Source organism: Methanothermobacter sp. KEPCO-1, assembly GCF_008033705.1.
Lineage (GTDB): Archaea > Methanobacteriota > Methanobacteria > Methanobacteriales > Methanothermobacteraceae > Methanothermobacter > Methanothermobacter marburgensis.
The window spans coordinates 1,548,134-1,570,340 of the sequence record NZ_CP042937.1 but is presented as its reverse complement, the minus strand read 5'-3'; the positions used below and the strand labels follow the sequence as shown (position 1 = coordinate 1,570,340).

General features: G+C 48.2%; 30 protein-coding genes and 1 tRNA gene. 11 read left to right on the top strand and 20 right to left on the bottom strand.

What is annotated here, in order from left to right; genetic code table 11:
- The first annotated feature begins 30 nt into the window (after window positions 1-30).
- Window positions 31-891: a sulfurtransferase gene (locus FVF72_RS08450; RefSeq protein ID WP_147671852.1), complete on the top strand. Its 861-nt coding sequence runs from the start codon at window positions 31-33 to the stop codon at window positions 889-891.
- Between the two features lie 17 nt (window positions 892-908).
- Here the strand turns inward: FVF72_RS08450 and FVF72_RS08445 are convergent, their stop codons facing one another.
- From FVF72_RS08445 to FVF72_RS08430, 4 genes are all read right to left on the bottom strand, one after another.
- Entirely contained in the window at window positions 909-1,736 is an 828-nt protein-coding gene (locus FVF72_RS08445) for a type II CAAX endopeptidase family protein (protein WP_255503707.1), read from the bottom strand.
- A complete protein-coding gene (locus FVF72_RS08440) occupies window positions 1,696-1,914 on the bottom strand; it encodes a hypothetical protein (protein ID WP_013295823.1) in 219 nt (72 codons plus the stop codon). The genes FVF72_RS08445 and FVF72_RS08440 overlap by 41 nt, the downstream gene beginning before the upstream one ends.
- Before the next feature lie 13 nt (window positions 1,915-1,927).
- Window positions 1,928-2,305 carry a DUF2953 domain-containing protein gene (locus tag FVF72_RS08435; RefSeq protein ID WP_160323123.1) on the bottom strand — a complete coding sequence of 126 codons (378 nt, stop codon included), beginning with the start codon at window positions 2,303-2,305 and terminating at the stop codon, window positions 1,928-1,930.
- Between the two features lie 199 nt (window positions 2,306-2,504).
- On the bottom strand, window positions 2,505-2,894 hold the full coding sequence (locus FVF72_RS08430) for a GerW family sporulation protein (protein WP_147671850.1): 390 nt from the start codon (window positions 2,892-2,894) through the stop codon (window positions 2,505-2,507).
- Between the two features lie 107 nt (window positions 2,895-3,001).
- Here FVF72_RS08430 and FVF72_RS08425 point away from each other — a divergent pair, with 107 nt between their 5' ends.
- Window positions 3,002-3,478: a CARDB domain-containing protein gene (locus tag FVF72_RS08425; RefSeq protein WP_255503824.1), complete on the top strand. Its 477-nt coding sequence runs from the start codon at window positions 3,002-3,004 to the stop codon at window positions 3,476-3,478.
- 54 nt (window positions 3,479-3,532) lie between these two features.
- Here FVF72_RS08425 and FVF72_RS08420 read toward each other — a convergent pair whose 3' ends face one another.
- Together FVF72_RS08420 and FVF72_RS08415 are read right to left on the bottom strand one after the other, a co-directional pair.
- Window positions 3,533-3,994, bottom strand: a complete 462-nt coding sequence (locus FVF72_RS08420) for a GyrI-like domain-containing protein (RefSeq protein WP_147671848.1) — start codon at window positions 3,992-3,994, stop codon at window positions 3,533-3,535.
- A 73-nt stretch (window positions 3,995-4,067) separates the two neighbouring features.
- On the bottom strand, window positions 4,068-4,487 hold the full coding sequence (locus FVF72_RS08415) for an EamA family transporter (RefSeq protein ID WP_147671847.1): 420 nt from the start codon (window positions 4,485-4,487) through the stop codon (window positions 4,068-4,070).
- 253 nt (window positions 4,488-4,740) lie between these two features.
- Here FVF72_RS08415 and galE point away from each other — a divergent pair, with 253 nt between their 5' ends.
- From galE to FVF72_RS08400, 3 genes are read left to right on the top strand one after another with little or no spacing between them, the layout of a single operon-like run.
- Window positions 4,741-5,712, top strand: a complete 972-nt coding sequence (gene galE / locus FVF72_RS08410; protein WP_147671846.1) for a UDP-glucose 4-epimerase GalE — start codon at window positions 4,741-4,743, stop codon at window positions 5,710-5,712.
- A gap of 23 nt (window positions 5,713-5,735) precedes the next feature.
- A complete protein-coding gene (locus tag FVF72_RS08405) occupies window positions 5,736-7,673 on the top strand; it encodes a hypothetical protein (RefSeq protein WP_147671845.1) in 1,938 nt (645 codons plus the stop codon).
- A gap of 8 nt (window positions 7,674-7,681) precedes the next feature.
- A complete protein-coding gene (locus FVF72_RS08400; protein ID WP_147671844.1) occupies window positions 7,682-8,944 on the top strand; it encodes a type II CAAX prenyl endopeptidase Rce1 family protein in 1,263 nt (420 codons plus the stop codon).
- A 71-nt stretch (window positions 8,945-9,015) separates the two neighbouring features.
- Here the strand turns inward: FVF72_RS08400 and galU are convergent, their stop codons facing one another.
- From galU to FVF72_RS08380, 4 genes are all read right to left on the bottom strand, one after another.
- Complete coding sequence (galU, locus tag FVF72_RS08395) at window positions 9,016-9,870, bottom strand: UTP--glucose-1-phosphate uridylyltransferase GalU (RefSeq protein ID WP_147671843.1); 855 nt, start codon at window positions 9,868-9,870, stop codon at window positions 9,016-9,018.
- Window positions 9,871-9,909: 39 nt separating this feature from the next.
- Window positions 9,910-10,533 carry a hypothetical protein gene (locus FVF72_RS08390; protein ID WP_147671842.1) on the bottom strand — a complete coding sequence of 208 codons (624 nt, stop codon included), beginning with the start codon at window positions 10,531-10,533 and terminating at the stop codon, window positions 9,910-9,912.
- A 10-nt stretch (window positions 10,534-10,543) separates the two neighbouring features.
- Entirely contained in the window at window positions 10,544-10,783 is a 240-nt protein-coding gene (locus FVF72_RS08385) for a hypothetical protein (RefSeq protein ID WP_147671841.1), read from the bottom strand.
- 171 nt (window positions 10,784-10,954) lie between these two features.
- Entirely contained in the window at window positions 10,955-11,296 is a 342-nt protein-coding gene (locus FVF72_RS08380; protein ID WP_255503706.1) for a DUF167 domain-containing protein, read from the bottom strand.
- A 126-nt stretch (window positions 11,297-11,422) separates the two neighbouring features.
- Between FVF72_RS08380 and FVF72_RS08375 the strand changes: the two genes are divergently transcribed.
- Window positions 11,423-11,506, top strand: a tRNA-Leu gene (locus FVF72_RS08375).
- An 87-nt stretch (window positions 11,507-11,593) separates the two neighbouring features.
- On the opposite strand, the gene FVF72_RS08370 is transcribed toward FVF72_RS08375, so the two are convergent.
- A complete protein-coding gene (locus tag FVF72_RS08370; protein WP_147671840.1) occupies window positions 11,594-12,031 on the bottom strand; it encodes a DUF371 domain-containing protein in 438 nt (145 codons plus the stop codon).
- Window positions 12,032-12,094: 63 nt separating this feature from the next.
- Entirely contained in the window at window positions 12,095-12,265 is a 171-nt protein-coding gene (locus FVF72_RS09280; RefSeq protein ID WP_187239630.1) for a hypothetical protein, read from the bottom strand.
- Window positions 12,266-12,441: 176 nt separating this feature from the next.
- Here FVF72_RS09280 and FVF72_RS08365 point away from each other — a divergent pair, with 176 nt between their 5' ends.
- On the top strand, window positions 12,442-12,858 hold the full coding sequence (locus FVF72_RS08365; RefSeq protein WP_147671839.1) for a DUF123 domain-containing protein: 417 nt from the start codon (window positions 12,442-12,444) through the stop codon (window positions 12,856-12,858).
- Here the strand turns inward: FVF72_RS08365 and FVF72_RS08360 are convergent.
- The 8 genes from FVF72_RS08360 to FVF72_RS08325 all read right to left on the bottom strand — a co-directional run bounded on the left by FVF72_RS08360 (window position 12,855) and on the right by FVF72_RS08325 (window position 18,603).
- Window positions 12,855-13,037, bottom strand: a complete 183-nt coding sequence (locus tag FVF72_RS08360; protein WP_147671838.1) for a hypothetical protein — start codon at window positions 13,035-13,037, stop codon at window positions 12,855-12,857. The two genes, FVF72_RS08365 and FVF72_RS08360, sit on opposite strands and share 4 nt — an antisense overlap.
- Window position 13,038: 1 nt before the next feature.
- On the bottom strand, window positions 13,039-13,836 hold the full coding sequence (cfbC, locus tag FVF72_RS08355) for a Ni-sirohydrochlorin a,c-diamide reductive cyclase ATP-dependent reductase subunit (protein WP_147671837.1): 798 nt from the start codon (window positions 13,834-13,836) through the stop codon (window positions 13,039-13,041).
- Window positions 13,837-13,858: 22 nt separating this feature from the next.
- Window positions 13,859-14,329 (bottom strand): CBS domain-containing protein, encoded by a 471-nt coding sequence (locus FVF72_RS08350; RefSeq protein WP_147671836.1) that lies wholly within the window; start codon window positions 14,327-14,329, stop codon window positions 13,859-13,861.
- 202 nt (window positions 14,330-14,531) lie between these two features.
- Window positions 14,532-15,722: a peptidase U32 family protein gene (locus FVF72_RS08345; protein WP_147671835.1), complete on the bottom strand. Its 1,191-nt coding sequence runs from the start codon at window positions 15,720-15,722 to the stop codon at window positions 14,532-14,534.
- A 78-nt stretch (window positions 15,723-15,800) separates the two neighbouring features.
- Window positions 15,801-17,207 (bottom strand): amidophosphoribosyltransferase, encoded by a 1,407-nt coding sequence (gene purF, locus FVF72_RS08340; RefSeq protein WP_147671834.1) that lies wholly within the window; start codon window positions 17,205-17,207, stop codon window positions 15,801-15,803.
- Window positions 17,208-17,246: 39 nt separating this feature from the next.
- A complete protein-coding gene (locus FVF72_RS08335) occupies window positions 17,247-18,089 on the bottom strand; it encodes a toprim domain-containing protein (protein WP_147671833.1) in 843 nt (280 codons plus the stop codon).
- Window positions 18,090-18,272: a 50S ribosomal protein L37e gene (locus FVF72_RS08330; protein ID WP_013295845.1), complete on the bottom strand. Its 183-nt coding sequence runs from the start codon at window positions 18,270-18,272 to the stop codon at window positions 18,090-18,092.
- A gap of 94 nt (window positions 18,273-18,366) precedes the next feature.
- Window positions 18,367-18,603: an LSm family protein gene (locus tag FVF72_RS08325; RefSeq protein ID WP_013295846.1), complete on the bottom strand. Its 237-nt coding sequence runs from the start codon at window positions 18,601-18,603 to the stop codon at window positions 18,367-18,369.
- A 235-nt stretch (window positions 18,604-18,838) separates the two neighbouring features.
- On the opposite strand from FVF72_RS08325, the gene FVF72_RS08320 reads away from it, so the two are divergent.
- Genes FVF72_RS08320 through FVF72_RS08305 form a run of 4 tightly spaced genes read left to right on the top strand, consistent with a single transcriptional unit; the run spans window position 18,839 to window position 22,166 of the window.
- The gene (locus FVF72_RS08320; RefSeq protein ID WP_171770397.1) at window positions 18,839-19,324 is read left to right on the top strand and encodes a DUF1947 domain-containing protein; all 486 of its coding nucleotides are present in this window, start codon (window positions 18,839-18,841) and stop codon (window positions 19,322-19,324) included.
- A gap of 3 nt (window positions 19,325-19,327) precedes the next feature.
- Complete coding sequence (arfB, locus tag FVF72_RS08315) at window positions 19,328-20,023, top strand: 2-amino-5-formylamino-6-ribosylaminopyrimidin-4(3H)-one 5'-monophosphate deformylase (protein ID WP_013295848.1); 696 nt, start codon at window positions 19,328-19,330, stop codon at window positions 20,021-20,023.
- 23 nt (window positions 20,024-20,046) lie between these two features.
- Window positions 20,047-20,478 (top strand): ribonucleotide reductase N-terminal alpha domain-containing protein, encoded by a 432-nt coding sequence (locus tag FVF72_RS08310; RefSeq protein WP_187239629.1) that lies wholly within the window; start codon window positions 20,047-20,049, stop codon window positions 20,476-20,478.
- Complete coding sequence (locus FVF72_RS08305; protein WP_255503823.1) at window positions 20,379-22,166, top strand: ribonucleotide reductase; 1,788 nt, start codon at window positions 20,379-20,381, stop codon at window positions 22,164-22,166. The genes FVF72_RS08310 and FVF72_RS08305 overlap by 100 nt, the downstream gene beginning before the upstream one ends.
- Window positions 22,167-22,207 lie beyond the last annotated feature (41 nt).

The following is a 22,207-nucleotide window of genomic DNA, read 5'->3' as shown; positions in this document are numbered from 1 at the left end:
ATAATACATCAGACGTCAGGAGTGATTTATATGGAACCATATGGTGGGGGAGATGGCCGTGTAAGGTGGGTGACACCTGAATGGCTCATGGAGAACCTGGAAAAGGTTGCCATAATCGACTGCCAGCCCAACATCCACGACTACATACTTGAACACATACCCGGGGCGGTATACCTCAACGAGGGCCTCTTCAGGGAGCCCAGGGGTATTGCACCTGCAATGTACATCCAATGGGATGCCGCAGAATCCATATTCCGGCAGGCTGGAGTTGAGAACAAACCGACAGTTGTATACACCGGCACCGGCGGATTTAAGGGCTGGGGTGATGGACTTGAGCAGACCATGGTGGCATACAGTCTTGCAAGGTTCGGACATGAAGAGGTCCTTGTACTGAACGGGGGACTTGCAGAGTGGAAGAACGCCGGGGGAGAGGTTACAAAGGTCTTCCCTGAGGTCAGAGAATCAGAATTTTCTGTTAAAGTGCAGGGAGACTTCTACATAGAGTACCCTGACTTCAGGAGGATAAAGGATGATGATGACGTCCTGGTACTTGATGCAAGACCCCCTGAAGTCTATGAGGGTCAGGGACCCTGGATAAAACCCGGGCACATCCCTGGAGCTGTTAATCTCCCATGGGCCAGCCTCATGGATGATGAAAATAAGACCCTCCTTAAACCAGAGGACGAGATAAGGGAACTTCTGGACTCTGTGGGTGCAACTCCCGATAAGAAAATCATATGCAGCTGTGGAACCGGAAGGGAGGCAACCAACGAGTTCCTGCTCTTCAGATGGTACCTTGGATATCCCGATGTGAAAATATATGAGGGATCATTCACAGAGTGGACCCAGATAGAGGACAACCCAACGGTAACGGGTCCAAACCCATACTGAACCCCCAAATTCTTTTTTTAACTGAAATCTGTTTTAAGCTCGGATCCTGCAAAGAGGAGCACTCCAAGAGCTGCAGACACATTGAGTATCATGAGGAACACTCCCCCTGCGATCGTTGACTGGACAGGGAAGAGGAAATAGGAGAGGTTACCTGTTGTATGGATTATCATGGCGGCCAGTATGCTCCCGGTTGAATTGTAAACCCATGTGTATATCACCGAGGCAGATATTATGAGGATCATGAAGCTCCAGAAGGGCACCTGTGACTGGATACTGCCCTGTATGAAGAACAGCGGTATGTGCCAGAGGCCCCAGATTATCCCCACCATTATGGCGGCGTAGATGGGGGCATACCTCTCCTGAAGCCGTGGAAGGGCATAGCCCCTCCAGCCGAATTCCTCCTGCAGTGGACCTCCAAGGAAGAAGATGTAGAGGAATACAATAGGAACCAGCAGTGGATTTGAGGTCCAGTAGAGGAAGGGCTGTGGATCGCCCCAGAGGACTCCCAGATAGAGTGCAAGAGCTGTAATGACCGGGAAAAGCAGTAAAATTATGGCCCACCATATCCTGGGGAAATCACGTTTAATCCCCCTTCTCAGGAATGCGACAAGCTCATCCCTCCCCCCGTACCTGTAGGTCAGTATAATAGCAGCAAGAGTTGGCCCGAATGCCGCAGGGTTGTAGGGGCTCCTGAGAAATGACTGGATGGGTTCAGGGAATGTGAAACCTGCAGAGATCATTGCAACAGGTATCCATAATATCCACGAAAACAGGAACGTCACTATAAAAAATTCCGATAGGCGTTCACTCCTCACAAGAATCTCCTCCTGAAGACACGAAATCATCCATGAAAATAACAGGGTATCTTAAATCACCTTCCATCAAGACACACATTATAGGTTCCACTGATACCGCATTTATAGTTTTTCCAGTTAAAATAAACCTTAACCTGAAAACCGGTACAATAACCCTCCCATCCACATTCATGGCCTCAGCCGTGTATGTACAATCAACAATCCTCATAAATCCCACCGGTTCATGAAAATTCCCTTAGTCCCAGAACAAATTCCCTGAAGGGTCTCTTTAAAAGAAGCATGATAAACACCAGAACAGGTTTCAGGGGTCTTAAACTCAGTTCAAGTTCAAAGTTTCCATTCACATCCCCACTGAAGAAATCGGGGGCCGCATTTATTTCAATATTCCTTAAAGATGACGTTAATGCTGAAATGGCCCATAAGTATCCTGTTATGATTGCGGTATCTGAAGCCTCCCCAAGGCCCACTGAAACACTTATCCTGGCCCTCCTTATTGTGATGGATGACAGCAGGGCACCGATGAGATCCATTATACACCATCTGGCCTTTAACCCCAACAGTAAAACCTCTCTCAATGGCCTGGGCTTCGCTTCAACCATGGTTCCCTCCTTTATTTCGCTTTTAAACCTTTTACTTAAAAATTTCATCCCCCAGAGCATTAAACTTATCCTTAACTCGGTTCTTCCGGCATCTCTTACTCCGCTTAAAATAAGCCTGTAGGGCAATGCAAGGAGAACCAGGAGAAGTACCGCCAGAAAAATTAATGGCAGAACCAGAAGGAGCCCATTCATTGTCTATTCAGTCTCCACTCTCACCTTCAGGTTCACCCTTATCTGCAATCTCCTTTATTATGTCCGTGACAGTGGACCCAAGCTCCTGTATTATCCTCCCCGTGCTCCCGGCGCGGAGGTCAATGACCCTCACACCATCGGGGCCTTTAACTCCCCTGAGAAGGACTATCACCGCAACGGGCTCGGCTCCTGCAGCCGCACCTGCCCCGCTTCCAGAGCCTCCCTCAGACTCTGAGGAGGTCCCCTCACCCATACCAGCCCCAAAGCCAACCCCCATCTTCATGAGGGGTATCAGCACCTTATCCTCCGTCTCGATGGCCTCACCCACAAGGTTCTTAACGTCCAGGAGTCTGCGGAGCTCCTCAACGGTTGTTTTAATTGGTTCCTCAATTTTCATTTTAAATCACATTAAACTATGTGTATGTTCAACCATATCACAGTTTGCATCAAAACACTTATATGGTTGGATCCATACTTATTCAATCTGGAGGCGGTAAAGTGGATATGAAACCAGTGATTTTAATTGCGGTGATTCTCATTGCTGGAGTATCAGCAGGAGTCTACATTCTCACCGCAACAGATGGTAACGATAAAACGGAAGTGAAAAATTTAAACGGGAAAAATCAGACCACAGGCACGGCCAGGATTGTAGCAACCCAGAGGGGTCCTGAAACTGCAAGACCCGGCTCAAATATTACAGTGACGTGTAAGATAAAAAATGAGGGTAAAGGACCGGCTAAAAACGTTAAGGTATTGTCTCAGGACTTTGAAAGGTCCTTTGATGTCATAGAAGCGGGTGAAGAGGTGGAGTTTCAGGTCCAGATATACATACCGACCGAGGAGGAGGTTAAGGAGGACTTCGGGGAAAACGCCACACTATCGAACCCATTCTTCATAGGTGGTTTCAGCGTCACCTACACTGATTTAAGTGGAAAACACAGTTTAAATTCCAATTCTCTGGAGATACCCCTCCAGATCTAATTTATTTTACGAAAGAAAATAACTTGTATCCTCTAAAAAATTAAAAGGAAAGAATCAATCAGGTCTTCTGACGGGGAGTTGAACCTCCGTGAGAAGTTCAGATTCATCCACCTCCAGTGGACTGTTGAGGTAGACCTCGGTTATGGGACCTGCAATTTCATAGCCATTTTCAGTGGCATGATCGATGAGAGCATGGATGGCAGGGCCAACCTCAGTGTATGGTCCCTCATGAAGCGTTGCAAGGACCCTGTGAGCAGGTAAATCCTTTATCTTAATTTTTTCAGAGGGCTCCGCCTCACCTGCAATGGAGACACCTATCTCATAGACGAGGTCCTCCTCACTGACATCCTCTGGACTGTTGTAGTAGGTCCCGTATACACGTCCCGTCATCTGCAGCCCGTTCCCCATGACCCACTCTGCAACTTCAGCAATGTACCGGGGTATACGGTCATAGCTACCCCTGCAGTCCATATAGGCAACACGAACCCCCTCAACCATCTTCTCAGTTATCTCCATGAAAGACCTCCCCCTAAAGTTATATTATGTCTATATATCAATGATAAAGGTTTATCTAATTTGTTACTCCCCTTCAGATCCTGATAAGCACCACACCCCCAACCACCATGAGCAACCCGATGGCCTTTGCCACCGTTACCCTCTCACCCAGAAGAAATGCCGCAACTATCAGTGTGAACACCGGGAAGGCCGCAACCACAGGTACAACTATTGAAGCCTCCCCTGATTTTAGCGCATAATAATAGAATAGCTGCCCCAGAAGGGCTGCTGATATACCATCCAGTGCCAGGAAGAACCATCCCCTCGGATCCACATCTGAGAGAGCATCCAGTCCACCGCTTAACATGACCCATACGAGCATGACCATGGTTATGACAGAAGTTCTTATTGTAAGGGCGATCCCAGGGTTAACACCCTCAAGTCCCATCTTGCTGAAAACTGGGGCCAGACCAAACATCAACGCTGCAAGGAGCGCAAACACCAGATAGTTCAAGACATCACCTCAAATGATATAGGGATCAACGCTGCAAGGAGCGCGAAAACAAGGTAGTTCAAGACATCACCTCAAATGATATAGGGATCAACGCTGCAAGGAGCGCGAAAACAAGGTAGTTCAAGACATCACCTCTTGGATACGTATCATAACTATGGGATTTCCGATAAAAAAATTTTCAGGTAGGTAAGAGCATCAATGTTTATCTGCCTCCCAGACAGATAGAGAGATAGCTTAGTGTGTGGTGTTATAGATGATACTCATCGTTGGCGGAGCAGGTTATATCGGTTCACATGTCAACAAGTTCCTCTCAGAGAGGGGGTATGAAACCCTCATCCTGGATAACCTCACAAAGGGGCACAGGGAACATGTAAAATGGGGTGAACTCATTGAGGGTGACCTTGGTGACAGGAGACTTCTTAACAGGATCCTCACAGAATACGATGTTGAGGCAGTTATGCACTTCGCGGCTTTCACAGATGTCGGGGAATCAGTGCAGAAACCAGGGGACTACTACAGGAACAACGTGGTGAACACCATGAACCTCCTTGATTCCATGCTGGAGAATGGGGTCGGGAGGTTCGTATTCTCCTCAACATGTGCCGTCTACGGCAACCCATCAGAAATTCCAATAACCGAGGAACACCCACTCAACCCCATAAGCCCGTACGGGAGGTCCAAACTCATGGTTGAGGAGATACTGAGGGACTACAGTGATGCATATGACCTCAGCTATGTGTCACTCCGCTACTTCAACGCAGCGGGGGCTGACCCTGAAGTAGAGATCGGGGAACTTCACGAGCCAGAAACCCACCTCATACCCATAGTACTGGACGCTGCAATGGGCCTGAGGGACTCTGTGAGGATCTTCGGTACAGACTACCCCACTCCTGATGGGACATGCATAAGGGACTACATACACGTTATGGACCTTGCAGACGCCCACTGGAGGGCCCTTGAATACCTTGAGGGTGAAAGAAGTGGGGTGTTCAACCTGGGAAACGGGAACGGATTCTCTGTGATGGAGGTCATAGAAACCTGCAGAGAGGTTACAGGGGCCAGTATAAGGGTCGTGGAGGATCAAAGAAGGCCAGGAGACCCACCTGAACTTGTTGGAAGTTCAGAAAGGGCACGTGAAATCCTCGGGTGGAGCCCTGTTTTCACTGAACTGGAGGAGATCATTAAAACCGCATGGAACTGGCATAGAACCGCAAAAAATGATTGAACTCTCTTAAAATGGTGATGGAGATGAAAATTACCGTAACCGGGGATATAACGGTTGACTGGATCCAGTGGCCTGTGAGACAGGACTCTGAGGGATCAATGTTCAACTGGAAAACCCACCTTGGATTCAAGAGACGGGCGCTGGAGGGAGGCGCCCTGCTCACAGCAAGGATGCTTAAAAACCTTGCGGATGTCAACCACCCATCACTGTCGTGCCGACCTGAGAAAACAGACCCCTCCGAGTTCATACATTCATTTGCAGAGTTAAAACCCTCAGGTGATGGTTATCACGTGAAGAGGTTCATGGGCTACACAGGACCAGATGAGGGTCTCCCATCGATGCCATTCAAATTCAGGGACCAGGACGCAGATATTGTCGTTATAGATGATGCAGGGAATGGTTTCAGGGAAATGAAGGAGAGATGGCCCTCAGCCATAATTGATGGTGACCCCACCACGGTACTCAAGATGTCATCACCCCTATTCAGCGGCAGCCTCTGGGAGCACCTCCTGGAAAGGCAGCGTGAAAATCTTCTCCTCATAATAACCATGGAGGACCTCAGGGAGTACGGTGCCAATATAAGCAGGAGGCTCTCCTGGGAGAGAACAGCAGAGGACTTCATGTGGCAGATGAGAAACAACCCGACACTTAAGGACATCCAGGATCTCAGAATGATCGTTCGCGTGGGCCTGGAGGGCGCCATATACCATGATGGGGATGATGCCAGGTTATTCTACCACCCACAGATATTCGAGGGAAACCTCATCGAGAGGGCCCCTGGTAAAATGCAGGGGTGCGGCTGCGCATTCACGGCAGGACTCACAGCATCGCTGAGCAGGGGCCTTGAAATTGATGACTCAGTAAGGAGGGGGATGGCTGCTGCCGCTGAACTCCTTTCAATCGGGTTTTCCGAGGAACCCGACTACCCTGTAAGTGACATATTCCATTCAGGGGGTGAGAATATTGGGGCCGTTGACATACCCCTCCGCCCCAAGGGTTTCTGGACAATAGCTGACTCACCACCACTATTCGATATAGAGGCCGTGTCAAGGTACATCGTGATAAACGGGTACAGAAGAAGAAAGTGTCCGCTTCCTGTTGCACACTTTGGTAAACTCATAACAGCCGACCGGAGGGAAATTGAGGGCTATCAGAGCATAAGGAATCTCCTGATGGAATACATGAAAAATGAGAACCCTGAAAGACCCCTCTGCATTGGGGTTTTTGGTCCTCCAGGGGCCGGTAAGTCATTCGCCGTGAGCCAGCTGGCTGCAAGTGTGGATCCTGAGAGAATAAAACCCCTGAACTTCAACATATCCCAGTTCAGGGATGAGGATGACCTCATAGACGCCTTTCATCAGATAAGGGACGTGGTGCTTGAGGGTATGGTTCCCCAGGCATTCTTTGATGAATTCGACTCACCCATGATGGGTAAAAGGCTCGGATGGATCAGATACTTCCTGGCGCCCATGCAGGACGGGGAGTTCCGGGAGGGGGACAGCATGCACCCTCTGGGTAAATCCATACTTGTATTTGCCGGTGGTACAAGCAGCACATTCCAGGAGTTCGAGTCACAGGACCCTGAAATTCTGAGGGAAGCCAAGGTGAGGGACTTCATAAGCAGGCTCCGGGGCTATGTGAATATCATCGGTCCCGACCCACAGCACAGGCGAGACAAATTTTTTATGCTGAGGAGGGCAATACTCTTAAGGTCCATGTTTGAGAGGAAGACCCCACATCTCTTTGATGGTGATGGCCGCCTCAGAATCGATGATGGGGTGCTGGATGCATTCCTCAGAATCCCGGAGTACAGGCATGGTGTGAGGTCAATGGAGGCCATACTCGAGATGAGCATGCTACAGGACGTTAAGAAGTTTGAAAAGGCTTCCCTTCCATCAGCTGGGCAGCTGGACCTTCACGTTGATGGGGAACTATTCCAGAGGATGGTCATGAAAAATTAGGTGGTAACTTGGAGAGGCGAAGGATTCTCAGACCAGAGGATTACATTGACAGGATCAGGTACTTGAATCTAAAAGCTGAGGAGTATGCAGAGACAGGGGACGTGAAAAGAACCGCTGATACACTCTTCAAAATGGGGAGAGAATACCATAAACTTCAGAAGACTGATCTTGCCCTCGAGAGTTACAGAAACGCCCTTGAACTCTACAGGGAGGAGAACGATCCACGTGAGGCTGATGTATCATTCTGCATGGGTAAGATCTATGAGAGGAAGGGTAAGCTGAAACGGGCCCGATGGTTCTATAACCTTGCAGCATCAGGTTTCAGAAGGGTCAACGATCTCAAAAATGAATCAGAGGCTGTTCTTCACAGTGCAAGGATTCTTGAAAGGCTCGGGAAGCATGATGAGGCCATTGATGCATATAAACGCTATAATGAGATCTGTCTAAGGAACCAGGAGAAGGTCAAGGTGCTTGTTGCATATGCAAAGATGAAGGAGCTGGAGGATCAGCTCAGGGATGAGTTCCTGAGGTACAACACCTCCGTACTCCTCCTCTACCTCTCCATCCTTGTGATTGCCGAGTACACAACAACCTTTATAAGCATGAAGCTGGGCCTTGTGATTCACACAGTGCTTCTCTTTGCCCTCTTTATCCACTCATCACTCTCAAAGAAAAAGATGAAGGTTCTCCTTGCCGCCATGATGATGCTTCCCATTATAAGGATTGTTGGACTTTCAATGCCCCTCACAGTTGTAAAGCACCTCTACTGGTACATAATAATAGCGGTTCCGCTTTTTGCGGCATCAGCAGCCCTCATGAGAACCCAGAACCTCACAAGGGATGATGCAGGGCTGAACTTAAGGAAATTACGGTGGCAGGTTGCAGTTGCACTTACAGGTTTTCCAATGGGGTACATTGAATACCAGATACTCAGGCCAGAGGCCCTCATCCCCCATCTCTCATTTCAGAATTTTATTCTGGGCTTTGCTGTTATGATCATAGGGACTGGGCTTGCTGAAGAACTCCTCTTCAGGGGAATTGTTCAGAGAAACGCCGAAGATGTTATGGGAAAATTTCCGGGACTTCTCTATGCATCACTACTATTTACAGCACTTCACGTGGGCTGGAAATCCGGTTACGACCTTATATTCGTCTTCAGCGTTGCAATAGTCTATGGTCTTGTATTCCAGAGAACAAGGAGTATCGCTGGTATAACTGTATCCCACGGGATATCCAACTCCATACTCTTCCTCGTAATGCCTTTCTTATGACGGGATATCCAACTCCATACTCTTCCTCGTAATGCCTTTCTATGTAGAAAGACCTCAAAAAAAATGTAAACTCAGTACCTGGAGATGAGACCCCTCAGGTAATCAACCAGTTCCGGTCTTATCTCATCATCCCTCATGGCAAATTCAAGGGACGTTTTAAGCCAGTCCACCCTGTTACCTATATCATAGGTTTTACCCCTGAAAACACAGCCATAAACTGTTTTAAGTTCCCTCATGGCATCGGTCAGCTGGATCTCACCCCCGAATCCCGGGGGAACGTTCTCTATGTGATCAAATATTTCACTCTCAAGGACGTACCTTCCCATTATGGCGAGATTCGATGGAGCCTCACTGATAGGGGGTTTTTCGACCATATCATCTATGCTGTAGATACCCTCACTGACCTTCTTTCCGTCGATGATACCGTACCGTTCAACCTTATCCCTTGGGACCTCCTCAACGGCAATGGCAGAGGCACCGTACCTTTCATATATGTCCATGAGCTGACGGGTGCATGGGACATCAGATGAGGTTATTGTATCACCAAGGAGGACCGCGAAGGCGTCCTCACCATCTATGTGTTTTCTTGCACAGTATATTGCATCACCTAGGCCCTTCTGCTCCTTCTGCCTCACAAAGTATATGTCTGCAAGGTCCGAGATGGCCTCAACCTCGTCAAGGTACTCCTTTTTGTTGTTCTTCCTGAGGAAGTATTCAAGTTCAAATGACCTGTCAAAGTGGTCCTCGATTGACCTCTTACCCTTACCTGTTATTATGAGGATGTCGTCTATGCCTGAAGCCACAGCCTCCTCCACAACGTACTGGATTGTTGGTTTATCAAATACCGGTAACATCTCCTTGGGCTGTGCCTTGGTTGCAGGAAGAAAGCGGGTCCCAAGACCAGCTGCTGGTATAACTGCCTTCATGAAAAACCTCCATTTAATAAAAAAAAGAAAAAAGTTTTTTTAACCACCCGCTGCAAGTGTGCATAGAACCGGAGGCGCTAGCTGTGTTACTGTAACGGTTCCGTCCGCGTTTACTGTTATGAGAAGCTCAACATAAACTGACCTTATACCCTTGAGGAACTCAGCGCCCTTTGTGGGATCCTGTGTTACGTTAACCTGGTTTGATGTTATGCTGGATAATGGATAGAATACGTGTGAAGCTGTGAGGAGATAAGCGTTTGTCTCATCAGATATTTTATCCTCTGTACCCGCATTGACTGTCATATTGAGTGTTGCGTTTCCTGTTTTGTTTCCGTGCGGATCAAGCCACATCTTCATGGTGAATGTTGTTCCAGCGGGTAAGGATCCATTGTAGCCAAGTTCCTTGGATAGGTCCACTGAGACCTTTCCGCCAGGCTGGGTCCATGAGTCAATGTAAATGTTTGTAAGTGATCCATCAGCCTTTGATACGTTCTCCGCCACTGCCACGGCATGTACCTGGTGGTCAGTAGCGTGGTTGCTCATTGCAAGAAGTGTGTCGCCTGCTGCAGGGGGTGCCACCGTTGGATTCCTGGTCATAAGGGCTGCTGCGCCCACTATGACAAGAATAGCCACAATTACCAGTATTAAAGCGTTTCTGTTCATTTTAAACCCCCTAGACTATTGTTAGAACCCTGTATATTACGATAGCTGCGAATACTATGAGTAGAGGCAGGATTGCCACATTGGAGCCCGAAACCATTGCCTTTATTGTTTCATTTCCTGTTTCGTCCGCACTTAGGATTTCCCTGAGAGCCAGAAAACCGATCAGTGCAATCACTGCTATTATGCTGTATGTCATGACATCAGCGGTGGTTATGGTGGTGGTTGTTGTCGTTGTGACTGTAGAAATCATTTCTAACCTCCATTTACTTCTTTTTTTATGGTAATTAATAAAGTTTTCTATTTCTAACCTTAACTTCTCATTTTTTATGATAATATAATAAAGTTTTTCTATACAGTTAAAATCTTCAGTCTATGGAAAGATGAATCCAATTTTAGGTTTTTTTATATAAAGTTAACATCATCATGGAACTATAAGTCCAAATTTCTCTTCCAGAAGACCCCTAAATGTCTCAGCATCCATTCCATGGATCTTCAATGTTTTATGTCTGCTTTTATGACCTGATATTATGTCAGCCTTCGTGTTCAAGACAGTTGAAAACTCTTTTATTATCTCCCTGTTGGCTCTGCCTTTCTCTGGGGGTGCCCTGATCTTAACTTCAATTCTCTTCCTCCACTCATTGTAAGATCTGACCTCAAATCTACCTGAAGCAGGGGACACCTCAATATCCACAAGGAGATCATCCCCCACCTCTCTAAGACAGGACAAAATAATCACCTCCATTGATTCTGAAGCTGTATTCATAAAGGATTTCTTTCCGCCGCATCCTTAAAGAATGATCGCCTCTCTTTTACCCATCATACCGCAAAGTTTAAATAGTAAAACATAGATAATTTGTTCCACTCCCCGTTAAGCACTGATTTTTCCCATGCAGGGGTGGTCGAGCGGTCAAAGGCGCTAGGTTGAGGGCCTAGTGGGGGAGTCCCTTCGCGGGTTCGAATCCCGTCCCCTGCACTCTTATTTTCATGATTTACACTCTAAAATTTCATCTGAATTGCCATTAACTTTTTACTATTGAAAAAGTGGCAAAAGTATAAAAATCTAATCAGAATCATCATATTCAACTATTATTTCAACAGTGAGGTCCTTGCCCTCCATTAGATCCTTCACGAGCCTTCTGTCAAGGTCGCATGCAGCCTTATCAGCCCCTATCATGAGTGTTCTGCCACAGATGTAATTGCTCTTACGGCACACGATATCTGTTGGGTGATCCAGGGTGAGGTCAGGGTGCCCGTAACCAATTATTTCATCAAAACCATTTTCAGTGCGCAGAATGACCCTCACACGTGACGATTCCCCTGCTATGGCAGACCTCACCTCATCAGGGATTGTTGAAACAGAATCCGATGATGAAACACCTATGATACAGTCTGCGGTTTTACCTATTTCAGGGTCAGCTGTGACCTCAAATGTTGTCCTGTGCTCTGCAGTGACGTTGGGGTGGCCCCTCGCCCTCAGAGTGTACCTGACCTCAGCCATTCCACCACCACGTGAGCTTGAGGTCCCTGCAGGGCCCCGTAAAAAAAGTTCAAATGGCAAAATCTACTCTGCCTTGGTACCTCCCCATAGGGCTACAAGCCCAACGATAATTTTAAGGGCAGCGTGCCATACCGGGTCCTTGAGGGCCGGGTACGGGATCCCAAGGTAACCCAGTATACCCATGAGTACGAGTATTATACCAATTATGTAAAGCAACCATTTTGCCACTGCCATGGTATCACCCCCAATACCTGGGTGCCCTGCAGAAACCAGAATATAATTAAATTATGAAAAAATATAAATTTTACTAAAAATTTCTTGCAATGATAATAACAGGTGTATTTATTACTGGATCCTATGATGAGTGACGTTGATTGATAAAATAAATATTAAAATTATTATGAGGTCACATGAAGGGTACCTACTGTCTTATCATAAGGTGCAGCGGAACTGAAACCAGAATTGGAAGCCTTGGCAGGATAAGGTTTCCTCCAGGCTACTACGTGTATGTTGGATCAGGTTTTGGTTCACTTGAGGCCAGAATAAGAAGACATCTGAGGGCTGAAAAAAGGAGAAGATGGCACATAGACTACCTCCTGAGTGATGCAGAGGTTGTGGGGGTTCTCTACTCCACAGATAAGAGGAGGCTCGAATGTGCAGTTTCAGAAAAACTTGAGGGGGAAGACTCCATCAGGGGCTTCGGATGCTCCGACTGCAGATGCAAGTCACATCTCCACCACTTCAAAACCAGAGATGAAGCTGAGGAAGCCGTTGAAAGGGCATTCAGGGAGCTGGGTGCCGTCCCGGAAAAATGGGATGAAATCTAGGTCCTTAAAAGTTTAAATCCAGCGCCCACCATAAGGGCTCCGAATATGATTTTCAGGGCCGCATGCCACCCGGGTTCATATCCCATGGTGCTTGCAGGGTACAGTGCCCAGACTGCCATGAGAACTATCACAGCACCCACCATAAGGTGGAAGAGCCCAAGCTGCACATATCTCTCCATATCAATCATCTCCCCTGAAGTTTCTGAAGAACTCCTCAAACTCCTCAGGGTCCATGGGTTCAGGTACCACGAATTCCGTGTTAAGGTAAACCTCATCTGCCAGTTTCCTGTAAACCTCTGCCTGTTCAGATTCAGGGAACCTCTCAATCACGGTCTTTGCCTCAATCTCACTCTCCTGGACAAGGGGGCTTCTTGGAACCACACCAACAACACGTGAACCTATCCTTGAGGCGAATTCAGAGACAATGTCAACCTCATTTCTGATGCCACGGCAGTTACAGATGACACCGCCAAGTTTACCCCTAAGTTTCTTTATGCCCCTTGCAATGTTGTTTGCAGCGTAAAGGGACATGTACTCCCCTGAGGTTACTATATAGACCTCATCTGCAAATTCCTCACGGAGTGGCACCGCGAATCCCCCGCAGACCACGTCACCGAGTACATCGTATATGACCACATCAATCTCCTCCTCGAATACTCCGAGTTTTTCAAGGAGGTTCATTGCAACGATCACACCCCTCCCGGCGCATCCAACACCGGGTTCAGGGCCCCCTGACTCCACACACCTAACACCGCCAAAACCCTCATGGATAACCTGAGAGGCGTCAGGTTTACGGTTCTCCTTGAGGATATCAAGTACCGCAGGGAGCCTTTCACCGTAGAGTGTCCTGGTTGTATCCGCCTTTGGATCACAGCCTATAACGAGTACCCTGTGCTCAGAGGAATAGGCAGCAGCCATATTCGATACGATCGTGGACTTCCCTATACCACCCTTACCATAGATCGCTATCCGCTTCATTGAGACACCGGCTCAGATTTCATCACTTAACAAATGCGCCTATTATATCGCCCCTTGTTATGATGCCCACCAGTTCACCATCTTCAACCACAGGAAGCCTCTTTACATCATGCCGGTCCATGAGTTCCGCCGCATCAGAGATGGATGCATCAGGGTGCACCGTTACAACCCTATCACTCATTATCTCCTCCACCAGCATCATGGCCGCCTTCCTGATACCCTTTGCTATCTCATCGTATTCATGTTTCATCCTAACTGGAAGTTCAAGCAGGTCCAGGGGGGATGGCATGAGGAGGTTCAGACTGGGTGAATGGACTTCAATCAGCCTCATTATATCACCCTCACTGATAACACCCACGAGTTTACCCTCATCATCAACAACAGGGGCCCCGCTGATCCTGTTCTCCCTCAGTACCCTTGCAGCATCATGTATCTTACTGTTCCTCTTAACTGTTATGACATCGGTCTGCATGGCATCCTTTACCCTTATCATTAACTCACCCCTCTTTAATATGTGGAGCATCACTTTTAAAAATAACAGTTACCGGCGGATACCCTGGACATAACAGGATGCATAGAGCCATAACCCCGTTCCAGTTAGAGGAGTACATCAAAGACATTTAATGCACTGGACCAAACACCAGAACTACCACCCAAAGTCACGCACATCAGATAAATGTTTCCAGGCACTAACCTCAATCCCTTCTAACCCTGCGGTATACGAGGTCCCCGGGGCGGACCCTTTCCTCCACCAGTAGACCAGCCCTCCCAGATTCAACCCTTTCCACGGGATCGCCATCAACCTGAAGGGATTCAACACGCTGTATTAGGGCCCCCGTTGTTCTGCCCTGTATTATGATCTCATCCCCAACCTCAAGTGGCCTCCACAGCCTCACCTCAGCGGCCCCCACCTTCCTGTAGTAGTTAACAACCTCCCCCACATCCTGCTTCACATAACGGGATATGTTACCCCCACTACCGGTATCTGGCTCAGAGAAGTACAAACCTGTGCCAAAGCCCCGGTTAAAGACACCCTCGAGTCTTTCAAGCCAGCTGGAATCAAAGCTCCAGTCACCTGAAAGGTAAGTGTCAATGGCCTCCCTGTAAACAGATGTGACGGTTGCAACGTAATCAGCGGCCCTCCCACGGCCCTCTATTTTGAGGGCGTCAACACCGGCATCCAGGAGTTCAGGTATATGTTCAACCATGCACAGATCCCGGGGACTCAGGATGTAACTCCTTATATCACCGCCAGGGGTCACCTCAAGGTCAAATTCTCCGTCCTCAGATACCAGCTTCCACCTCTTCCTGCATGGCTGAAGGCAGTCCCCGCAGTTGGCACTTCTACCATAAAGGTATGAGCTGAGGTAGCATCTACCAGATATTGCTGTACAGAGGGCCCCATGGACAAAAACCTCGATTTCAATGGGTGATTCTGCCGCAATGTCTGAGATCTCAGGAAGGGAGAGCTCCCTTGATAGTATGGCCCTGGTGGCACCCATCTCCCCCAGTATCCTCAGCGTCCTTGTATTTGTAACATTCGCCTGTACACTGACATGGACGTCCAGGCCGCATTCAGATGCAAGCTCCACAGCCGCAAGGTCAGATGCTATCACCGCATCAACACCCGCCGAGTAAAGCTCAGGGAATAATTTCTCGAGTCTCTCAACATCAGAGTCCCTGAGGGCCGTGTTTGTGCATACATAGAGTCCCGCATCGTAGCCGTGGGTTATCTCCACTGCCTCAGCGACTTCACCGATGCTGAAATTACCGGCCCTTGCCCTCATGTTACAGCCCTCAAGGCCCACGTAAACCGCATCAGCACCCGACTTAAGGGCTGCCATCAGGGATGGGAAGTCACCTGCTGGTGATAGAAGCTCAGGCATTTAGATCACGTTGAAGGATTTATTGAAACAGAAAAAGTGAAATCAGACATCATGTTCACGTTAAATTTTTATGCTGAACTAGAGGCAGGGCCTCAGTGCCTCATATTCCTCTATATCCGAGGGGAGAGGTGTCGGGTAGTCCCCGTCCAGGCACCCTGTGCAGAGGAAACCCTTCTTGATACCTATGGATTCAACGAGTGACTCGATACTCAGGTAACCCAGGGAATCAACCCCTATTATTTTCCTTATCTCCTCAACATCCCTGCTTGATGCTATAAGCTCCTTCCTGGTTGCCATGGCTATACCATAGTAGCAGGGGGACTTTATGGGTGGGCATCCTATACGGAGGTGTATCTCCTCTGCCCCGGCATCCCTGATTATGTCGATGAGTGCCCTGGAGGTCGTGCCCCTCACTATGCTGTCATCGATGAGCACTATCCTCTTACCCTCAAGCTCTGACCTTATGGGGTTCATCTTGAGTTTAACCGCTGTTTCGCGTTCCTCCTGTGTGGGCATTATGAATGTGCGGCCAACGTACCTGTTCTTTATGAGCCCCTCACCGTAGGGTATCCCTGATGCGCGGGAGTAGCCTATGGCCGCCGGGATGGAGGAGTCAGGTACCGGTACAACCACGTCGGCATCGGCGGGGTGTTCACGGTAGAGGGCCTCCCCTATACTGAGCCTGACACTGTAGACGTTGCGTCCGTCTATGACACTGTCGGGTCTTGCAAAGTAGACGTACTCAAACATGCAGTGGGCCCTCCTGGTGTTGGGTGCGTTGGCAACCCAGCAGTAGGACTTGCCCCTGTTGAGGTGCAGTATCTCCCCTGGCTGAACATCCCTCACATGCTCGGCCCCTATAACATCAAAGGCAACGGTTTCAGAGGCAACCATCTGGGTGTTTCCCTTCCTTGCAAATGCCAGGGGCTTTATACCAACAGGGTCCCTTATGACGTAGAGGTCCCCATTGAAGAGGACCACGAGGGAGTAGGACCCCACAAGCTGCTCTGAAACCCTCTTTATTGCACCTATCATGTTGGGTTTTTTTTCGTATTCCCTGCTCAGAAGGTGGCATATCACCTCTGAATCGGTGGTTGATATGAATGAGTGGCCCTCATCCTCCAGTTCATCCCGAAGTTCCATTGAATTTATTATGTCGCCGTTGTGTGCTATGGCGATTTTACCTCCCTGGAATTCACTCCAGAATGGCTGGGAATTCTCAATCCTGGATTCACCGGTGGTTGAGTAACGGACATGACCTATGCCAACATTCCCCTCAAGTTCATCCAGTTTCTCAGGGTTGAAGACGTCACAGACAAGTCCCATCCCCCTGTGGGTCAGCATGTCACATCCGTTAAATGTTGAAATCCCTGCGGATTCCTGTCCCCTGTGCTGGAGTGCATAGAGTGCATAGTAGATCTGGGAGGCCACGCTGATGTTTTTATCCTGTGAGTAAATCCCTACAATACCACATTTGTCTCTCACTTCAGATTCTCCCAACAAGAAGGTTTTAAGTTCCCGGGTCTAAGATGATTCATCATCGGTTTCAGTGAACACCAGGGCCGATTTAACTATTCTAAGCCACTCAACAGCATCCTCCCTTGATGGTGCCGCGATGAAGCCCTGGCCAAGGATTATGCCTTCAGGTTTGATGTGATCAGTTACAAAATAAATCTTCTCAGGGTCATCTGGTTCCTCTCCAAAGGTTTCGCTCCAGAGTTCCCCTATTGAGAAGGTCTCAAGAAGTTCCTTATCTTTAATTTCAGAAAAACGAGTTTTGATCCGGGAATAATCCTCCTCGAGGACCTTTAATTTCTCCTCGAGGACCTTTATCTCCTCTTTGAGGGATTCTGCTTCCCTCTCACCATCCTCAACTTCACCGAGGAGTTTAATATTTTCATCCCTGAGGGCACTGTTTTCGGCTACCAGTTCATTAAGCCTCTCCTGACACTCTTCAAGGCTCTCCTTCATGTTCCTCAGATTTTTCACACTTGAGAGTGTCTGGAGTCCGGCCCTTATGATGGCGTTTTCTATTTCCTCCCTTATGAGGTCAGGGTCGAGGTACTCGACGTCATGACCATAGGGGAGTTTCATCCTCTCAATATGCCCAACGTGGCCCTTAAGGGCTTCGCGGAATTTATCAGCCAGTTCCCGTCCTGTCTGGTCAACGTCAGTGGCTATGAGGACAATATCCGCGCCCTCAACAGCCCTCATGGCTATTTCAAGGCTTGTTGTTGGCACTATGGATGATATGGTTATATGGTATTTGGCGCCGAGGGATACCCTCTGCAGTGCCCTTGAAACACTCTCAACGTCAGAGGCTCCCTCAACAATTATCCGCACATCAACAGGGCCCTTGTTATCCATTTATTTCAACCTTTGGCCTGTAATTTTTTTATTCTGCCAGCTGTAGCGCCTTATACGGCGTGATTTCCCGAAGCCGCATGCTGCACATACCTTCTTACGCACGTGGTATGAGTTCTTACCGCAGCGCCTGCACCTTATATGGAGATTCTTGTTACGCTTACCAAATGATGGAGTACCTTTCATGTTCTAATCCTCCTGAAAATCAGTTAAAACTTGTTAATTTAAATATATGCTTTCTTTATTCATATATAAATCAAAGCTGTATTCCCGGATCACCCTACGGGGATATGTAGACTATGTTATCTCCACGTATAAGGACGGTTCCGAGCCTCCTTGTAACCTCTCCGTCCTCCAGTTCCTCTGCATCATTCAGCACGAGGTTCATATGGAGATCAAAGCTTTTTAAAACTCCCCTGAATTCCCTGTCACCCTTAAGTTTGATGATCACAGGGGAATTCAGTGAATTGCCCAAAGCATCAAGTGGTCTCTGTACGTTAACTCTCTGTGAACTCACATCTATCACCTATCCTAGATTAAAATATGGTCAGATTATATTTAAATCTAACTAACAAGCCAGAATCTTCCAGTCAGATACTCCATTTTTCTATTTTACTAGTATATAAGTTTTCTCACAACGATAATGGCATAAATCTTACTCTTTAAATAAAGGTGATTGCAGATTAGAGGGTAAACTGGTTTAATGGATTAAACCATATAGATATGTAAGGTTCTCATGAAATTTCCAGGGTGTGAATGTGAAGATCAAAAAGAGGTACCATATAAAGAAAAAGAAGATGAAGGAGATTCTCGACCAGATAGGGGAATTCTCCCTGCTCATACCCAGAAAGGCCACCGTTGAGATAATAGAAACAGATGAAAACGACATAATACTCATCAATGGAGAGCCGCTCCTCATGTTCATGGATGAAAGGGTCGTTCCCACCCTGAGGGGAGCCATCCATATGAAGGATATAGAAAAGGGTTATGTGGTGGTTGATATGGGGGCCGTGAGGTTCCTTGCAAACGGGGCCGATGTGATGAGTCCAGGCATAGTTGATGCTGACCCTGAAATTGAAAGAGATGACATCGTTATCGTGGTGGACGAAAAACACCGAAAACCCCTTGCAGTGGGAATAAGCCTCATAAGCGGACCTGAAATGATAGAAAATGACTCTGGAAAGGCCATCAAAACCATACACCACATTGGAGATGCAATATGGAACCTAGAGGTGTGAAGGGTGGTTGAACTCAACCTTGATGCCGGTAACGTAATCTCAGGGGATGTTCACAGGGTGGGTATACTCGCCCTGGGGTCACACCTTGAGAACCACGGCCCGGCCCTCCCAATCGACACCGATGCCAAGATAGCATCATATGTGGCCCTGGAGGCGTCCCTCAGAACAGGGGCGAAGTTCCTGGGGGTAATCTACGGTGCAACCGAGTTTCCATACGTTAAGCACGGCATCCATATTGAAAGGGATGAACTTCTGGAAGGGGACCTGAAACCAGTCCTGAGAAAGGCCAGGAAACGCCTGAACATCGACGCAGCTGTTATCGTAAATGGTCATGGCGGAAACCAGCTTGAGGACTGCGTTGAGGATCTCATGGATGAACTTGACATGGAGATAATCTGGAATAACAGAATCGTTGAAATTGAGGGTCCCCACGCAGGAAGCGGTGAGGTGTCCGCTGGAATCATACTGGGCATAGCGGACCTCACGAGACTCGGGGAATGCAGACCAGAACTGTATCCCGAAATAGGAATGATAGGCCTCAGGGAGGCCAGAGAGGCCAATAAGGGGATTGATAGGGCCGCAAGAATCTGTGAAAAGGAGGGTATAAACCCTGACCCTGTTCTTGGCCAGAGAATACTTGATGATGCCATCGAGAGTGTCATATCCGATGTCAGGGAGCTCCTGGAGATGCTACCATAAATGGCTTCATATAACTCTTAATGATGATAAATTTAACAAAAACCGCCCTGAAGGTACTTGAGGAGAGGTACCTCCTGAAGAACGAAAGGGGTGAGGTTGTAGAGACCCCTGAGGAGATGTTCAGGAGGGTTGCCCGTGCAGTTGCATCTGCAGATGAGATGTATGGTTTCGACAGCTATGAGACAGAGGAACTCTTCTATTCGGTTATGCGGAATCTTGAGTTCCTCCCGAATTCACCCACCCTCATGAATGCAGGTACGCCCATAAACCAGCTCTCAGCATGTTTTGTCCTCCCTGTTGATGATTCAATTGAGAGCATATTCGAATCCCTCAGGAACATGGCAATAATCCACAAATCAGGGGGGGCGTTGGATTCTCATTTTCCAGACTCAGACCAAGGGGGGACACCGTTGCATCGACGATGGGCGTGGCCTCAGGTCCCGTGTCATTCATGAGGGTATTCGACGTTGCAGTTGAGGTTATAAAGCAGGGTGGACGGAGACGTGGGGCCAATATGGGGGTGCTCCATGTCAGCCACCCCGACATATTCGGATTCATAGAGGCCAAGACATCAGAGGGGCCCCTCAGAAACTTCAACCTCTCTGTTTCGGTCCCTGACAGGTTCATGGAGGACAGGAAGATTGACCTCATAAACCCCAGGACGGGTGAAACCGTTGACTCAGTACCATCCAGGGAGATATTCAGGAGGATTGTGAAGGCCGCCTGGAGGTCAGGGGACCCCGGAATGATATTCGAGGACAGGATAAACCGGCGCAACCCGACACCCTCCCTTGGAAGGATAGAGGCAACCAACCCATGCATATCCAGTGACACCCTGATAATGACCTCAGAGGGTCCCCTCCCGGTAAATGAACTTGAGGGCAGAGCATTCATGGCGGTTGTCAATGGCTCAGAGTATCCCTCCACTTCAGGGTTCTTTAAAACAGGTTACAGAGAGGTTTTTGAGCTTAAAACCAGGGAGGGTTACAGTTTAAAGTTGACCCATGATCACCCGGTGCTCGTAATGGAGGATAAACCAGTATGGAAGGCCGCCTGCGACCTTGAAAGGGGTGATATGCTTGTTATGGACTCGGGGAGCAGTTTTAACTCAGGGGAGAGGTTCTCCACATTTCTCTCCCTCAAAAGTAATGGTTATGAGGATGTCTATGATGCCTGTGTTGCAGGTGCAAATGCCTTCAATGCCAACGGTTTCATTGTCCACAACTGCGGTGAGCAGCCCCTACTCCCCTATGAGTCATGTAACCTCGGGTCAATCAACCTCTCATTAATGGTCTCAGCTTCAGGTGTGAACTGGGAAAGACTCAGAAGAACCGTCCATACAGCGGTGCACTTCCTTGACAACGTCATAGACGTCAACAGCTACCCGCTCCCTGAGGTCAGGGAGATGACGCTGAAGACAAGGAAGATCGGCCTTGGTGTAATGGGATTCGCTGATATGCTCATAAAGCTGGGTGTGCCCTACAATTCAGGGGAGGCTCTTGGGGTGGCTGAGCGGGTCATGTCCTTCATAGAGGGTGAAGCTAGGAGGGCCTCATCTGATCTTGCAGCTGAGAGGGGGTCGTTTCCGGAATTTTCAGGGAGCATGTGGGATAAAATGGGGTTCGAGGGGATGAGAAACGCCACACTGACAACCATTGCACCCACAGGTTCCCTCAGCATAATAGCAGGTACAAGCAGCGGGATCGAACCCCTCTTTGCGGTTTCATTCACAAGAAAAATTCTGGGCAGAAAATTCACCGAAAACAATCCCCTATTTGAAAGAATCGCAAGGGGGCGGCTGAAAAGGGATACATTTGAAATGATAATATCAAAGGGCACTCTGCATGGGGTGTCAGGGGTTCCAGGAAAAATCAGGAGGCTCTTCGTAACAGCCCATGAAATCGACCCTGTCTTTCATGTTAAGATGCAGGCTGCCTTCCAGCGCCATGTGGATAACGCCGTCTCAAAAACCGTTAATCTGCCGCCTGATGCATCCATAAATGACGCTGAGAGGGTATTCGGGGCAGCATATGAACTTGGATGCAAGGGCATAACCATCTACAGGTATGGAAGCAAAATGAATGAGGTCCTGAGGTTTCCTGAATATGCAGGGTCATGCCGGGATATGACCTGCCCCAATTGATGAGGAGGATTTCAAGGTGATAAAATGGACACTACAAACCC

Excerpts from the sequence above, each read along its gene's own strand:
- FVF72_RS08450 (WP_147671852.1), top strand. The coding sequence starts at position 31 with ATGGAACCATATGGTGGGGGAGATGGCCGTGTAAGGTGGGTGACACCT.
- FVF72_RS08445 (WP_255503707.1), bottom strand. The coding sequence starts at position 1,736 with ATGATTTCGTGTCTTCAGGAGGAGATTCTTGTGAGGAGTGAACGCCTA.
- FVF72_RS08440 (WP_013295823.1), bottom strand. The coding sequence starts at position 1,914 with ATGAGGATTGTTGATTGTACATACACGGCTGAGGCCATGAATGTGGAT.
- FVF72_RS08435 (WP_160323123.1), bottom strand. The coding sequence starts at position 2,305 with ATGGTTGAAGCGAAGCCCAGGCCATTGAGAGAGGTTTTACTGTTGGGG.
- FVF72_RS08430 (WP_147671850.1), bottom strand. The coding sequence starts at position 2,894 with ATGAAAATTGAGGAACCAATTAAAACAACCGTTGAGGAGCTCCGCAGA.
- FVF72_RS08425 (WP_255503824.1), top strand. The coding sequence starts at position 3,002 with ATGAAACCAGTGATTTTAATTGCGGTGATTCTCATTGCTGGAGTATCA.
- FVF72_RS08420 (WP_147671848.1), bottom strand. The coding sequence starts at position 3,994 with ATGGAGATAACTGAGAAGATGGTTGAGGGGGTTCGTGTTGCCTATATG.
- galE (WP_147671846.1), top strand. The coding sequence starts at position 4,741 with ATGATACTCATCGTTGGCGGAGCAGGTTATATCGGTTCACATGTCAAC.
- FVF72_RS08405 (WP_147671845.1), top strand. The coding sequence starts at position 5,736 with ATGAAAATTACCGTAACCGGGGATATAACGGTTGACTGGATCCAGTGG.
- galU (WP_147671843.1), bottom strand. The coding sequence starts at position 9,870 with ATGAAGGCAGTTATACCAGCAGCTGGTCTTGGGACCCGCTTTCTTCCT.
- FVF72_RS08390 (WP_147671842.1), bottom strand. The coding sequence starts at position 10,533 with ATGAACAGAAACGCTTTAATACTGGTAATTGTGGCTATTCTTGTCATA.
- FVF72_RS08385 (WP_147671841.1), bottom strand. The coding sequence starts at position 10,783 with ATGATTTCTACAGTCACAACGACAACAACCACCACCATAACCACCGCT.
- FVF72_RS08380 (WP_255503706.1), bottom strand. The coding sequence starts at position 11,296 with ATGAATACAGCTTCAGAATCAATGGAGGTGATTATTTTGTCCTGTCTT.
- FVF72_RS08370 (WP_147671840.1), bottom strand. The coding sequence starts at position 12,031 with ATGGCTGAGGTCAGGTACACTCTGAGGGCGAGGGGCCACCCCAACGTC.
- FVF72_RS09280 (WP_187239630.1), bottom strand. The coding sequence starts at position 12,265 with ATGGCAGTGGCAAAATGGTTGCTTTACATAATTGGTATAATACTCGTA.
- FVF72_RS08365 (WP_147671839.1), top strand. The coding sequence starts at position 12,442 with ATGAAGGGTACCTACTGTCTTATCATAAGGTGCAGCGGAACTGAAACC.
- FVF72_RS08360 (WP_147671838.1), bottom strand. The coding sequence starts at position 13,037 with ATGGAGAGATATGTGCAGCTTGGGCTCTTCCACCTTATGGTGGGTGCT.
- cfbC (WP_147671837.1), bottom strand. The coding sequence starts at position 13,836 with ATGAAGCGGATAGCGATCTATGGTAAGGGTGGTATAGGGAAGTCCACG.
- FVF72_RS08350 (WP_147671836.1), bottom strand. The coding sequence starts at position 14,329 with ATGATAAGGGTAAAGGATGCCATGCAGACCGATGTCATAACAGTTAAG.
- FVF72_RS08345 (WP_147671835.1), bottom strand. The coding sequence starts at position 15,722 with ATGCCTGAGCTTCTATCACCAGCAGGTGACTTCCCATCCCTGATGGCA.
- FVF72_RS08335 (WP_147671833.1), bottom strand. The coding sequence starts at position 18,089 with ATGGATAACAAGGGCCCTGTTGATGTGCGGATAATTGTTGAGGGAGCC.
- FVF72_RS08330 (WP_013295845.1), bottom strand. The coding sequence starts at position 18,272 with ATGAAAGGTACTCCATCATTTGGTAAGCGTAACAAGAATCTCCATATA.
- FVF72_RS08310 (WP_187239629.1), top strand. The coding sequence starts at position 20,047 with ATGATAAATTTAACAAAAACCGCCCTGAAGGTACTTGAGGAGAGGTAC.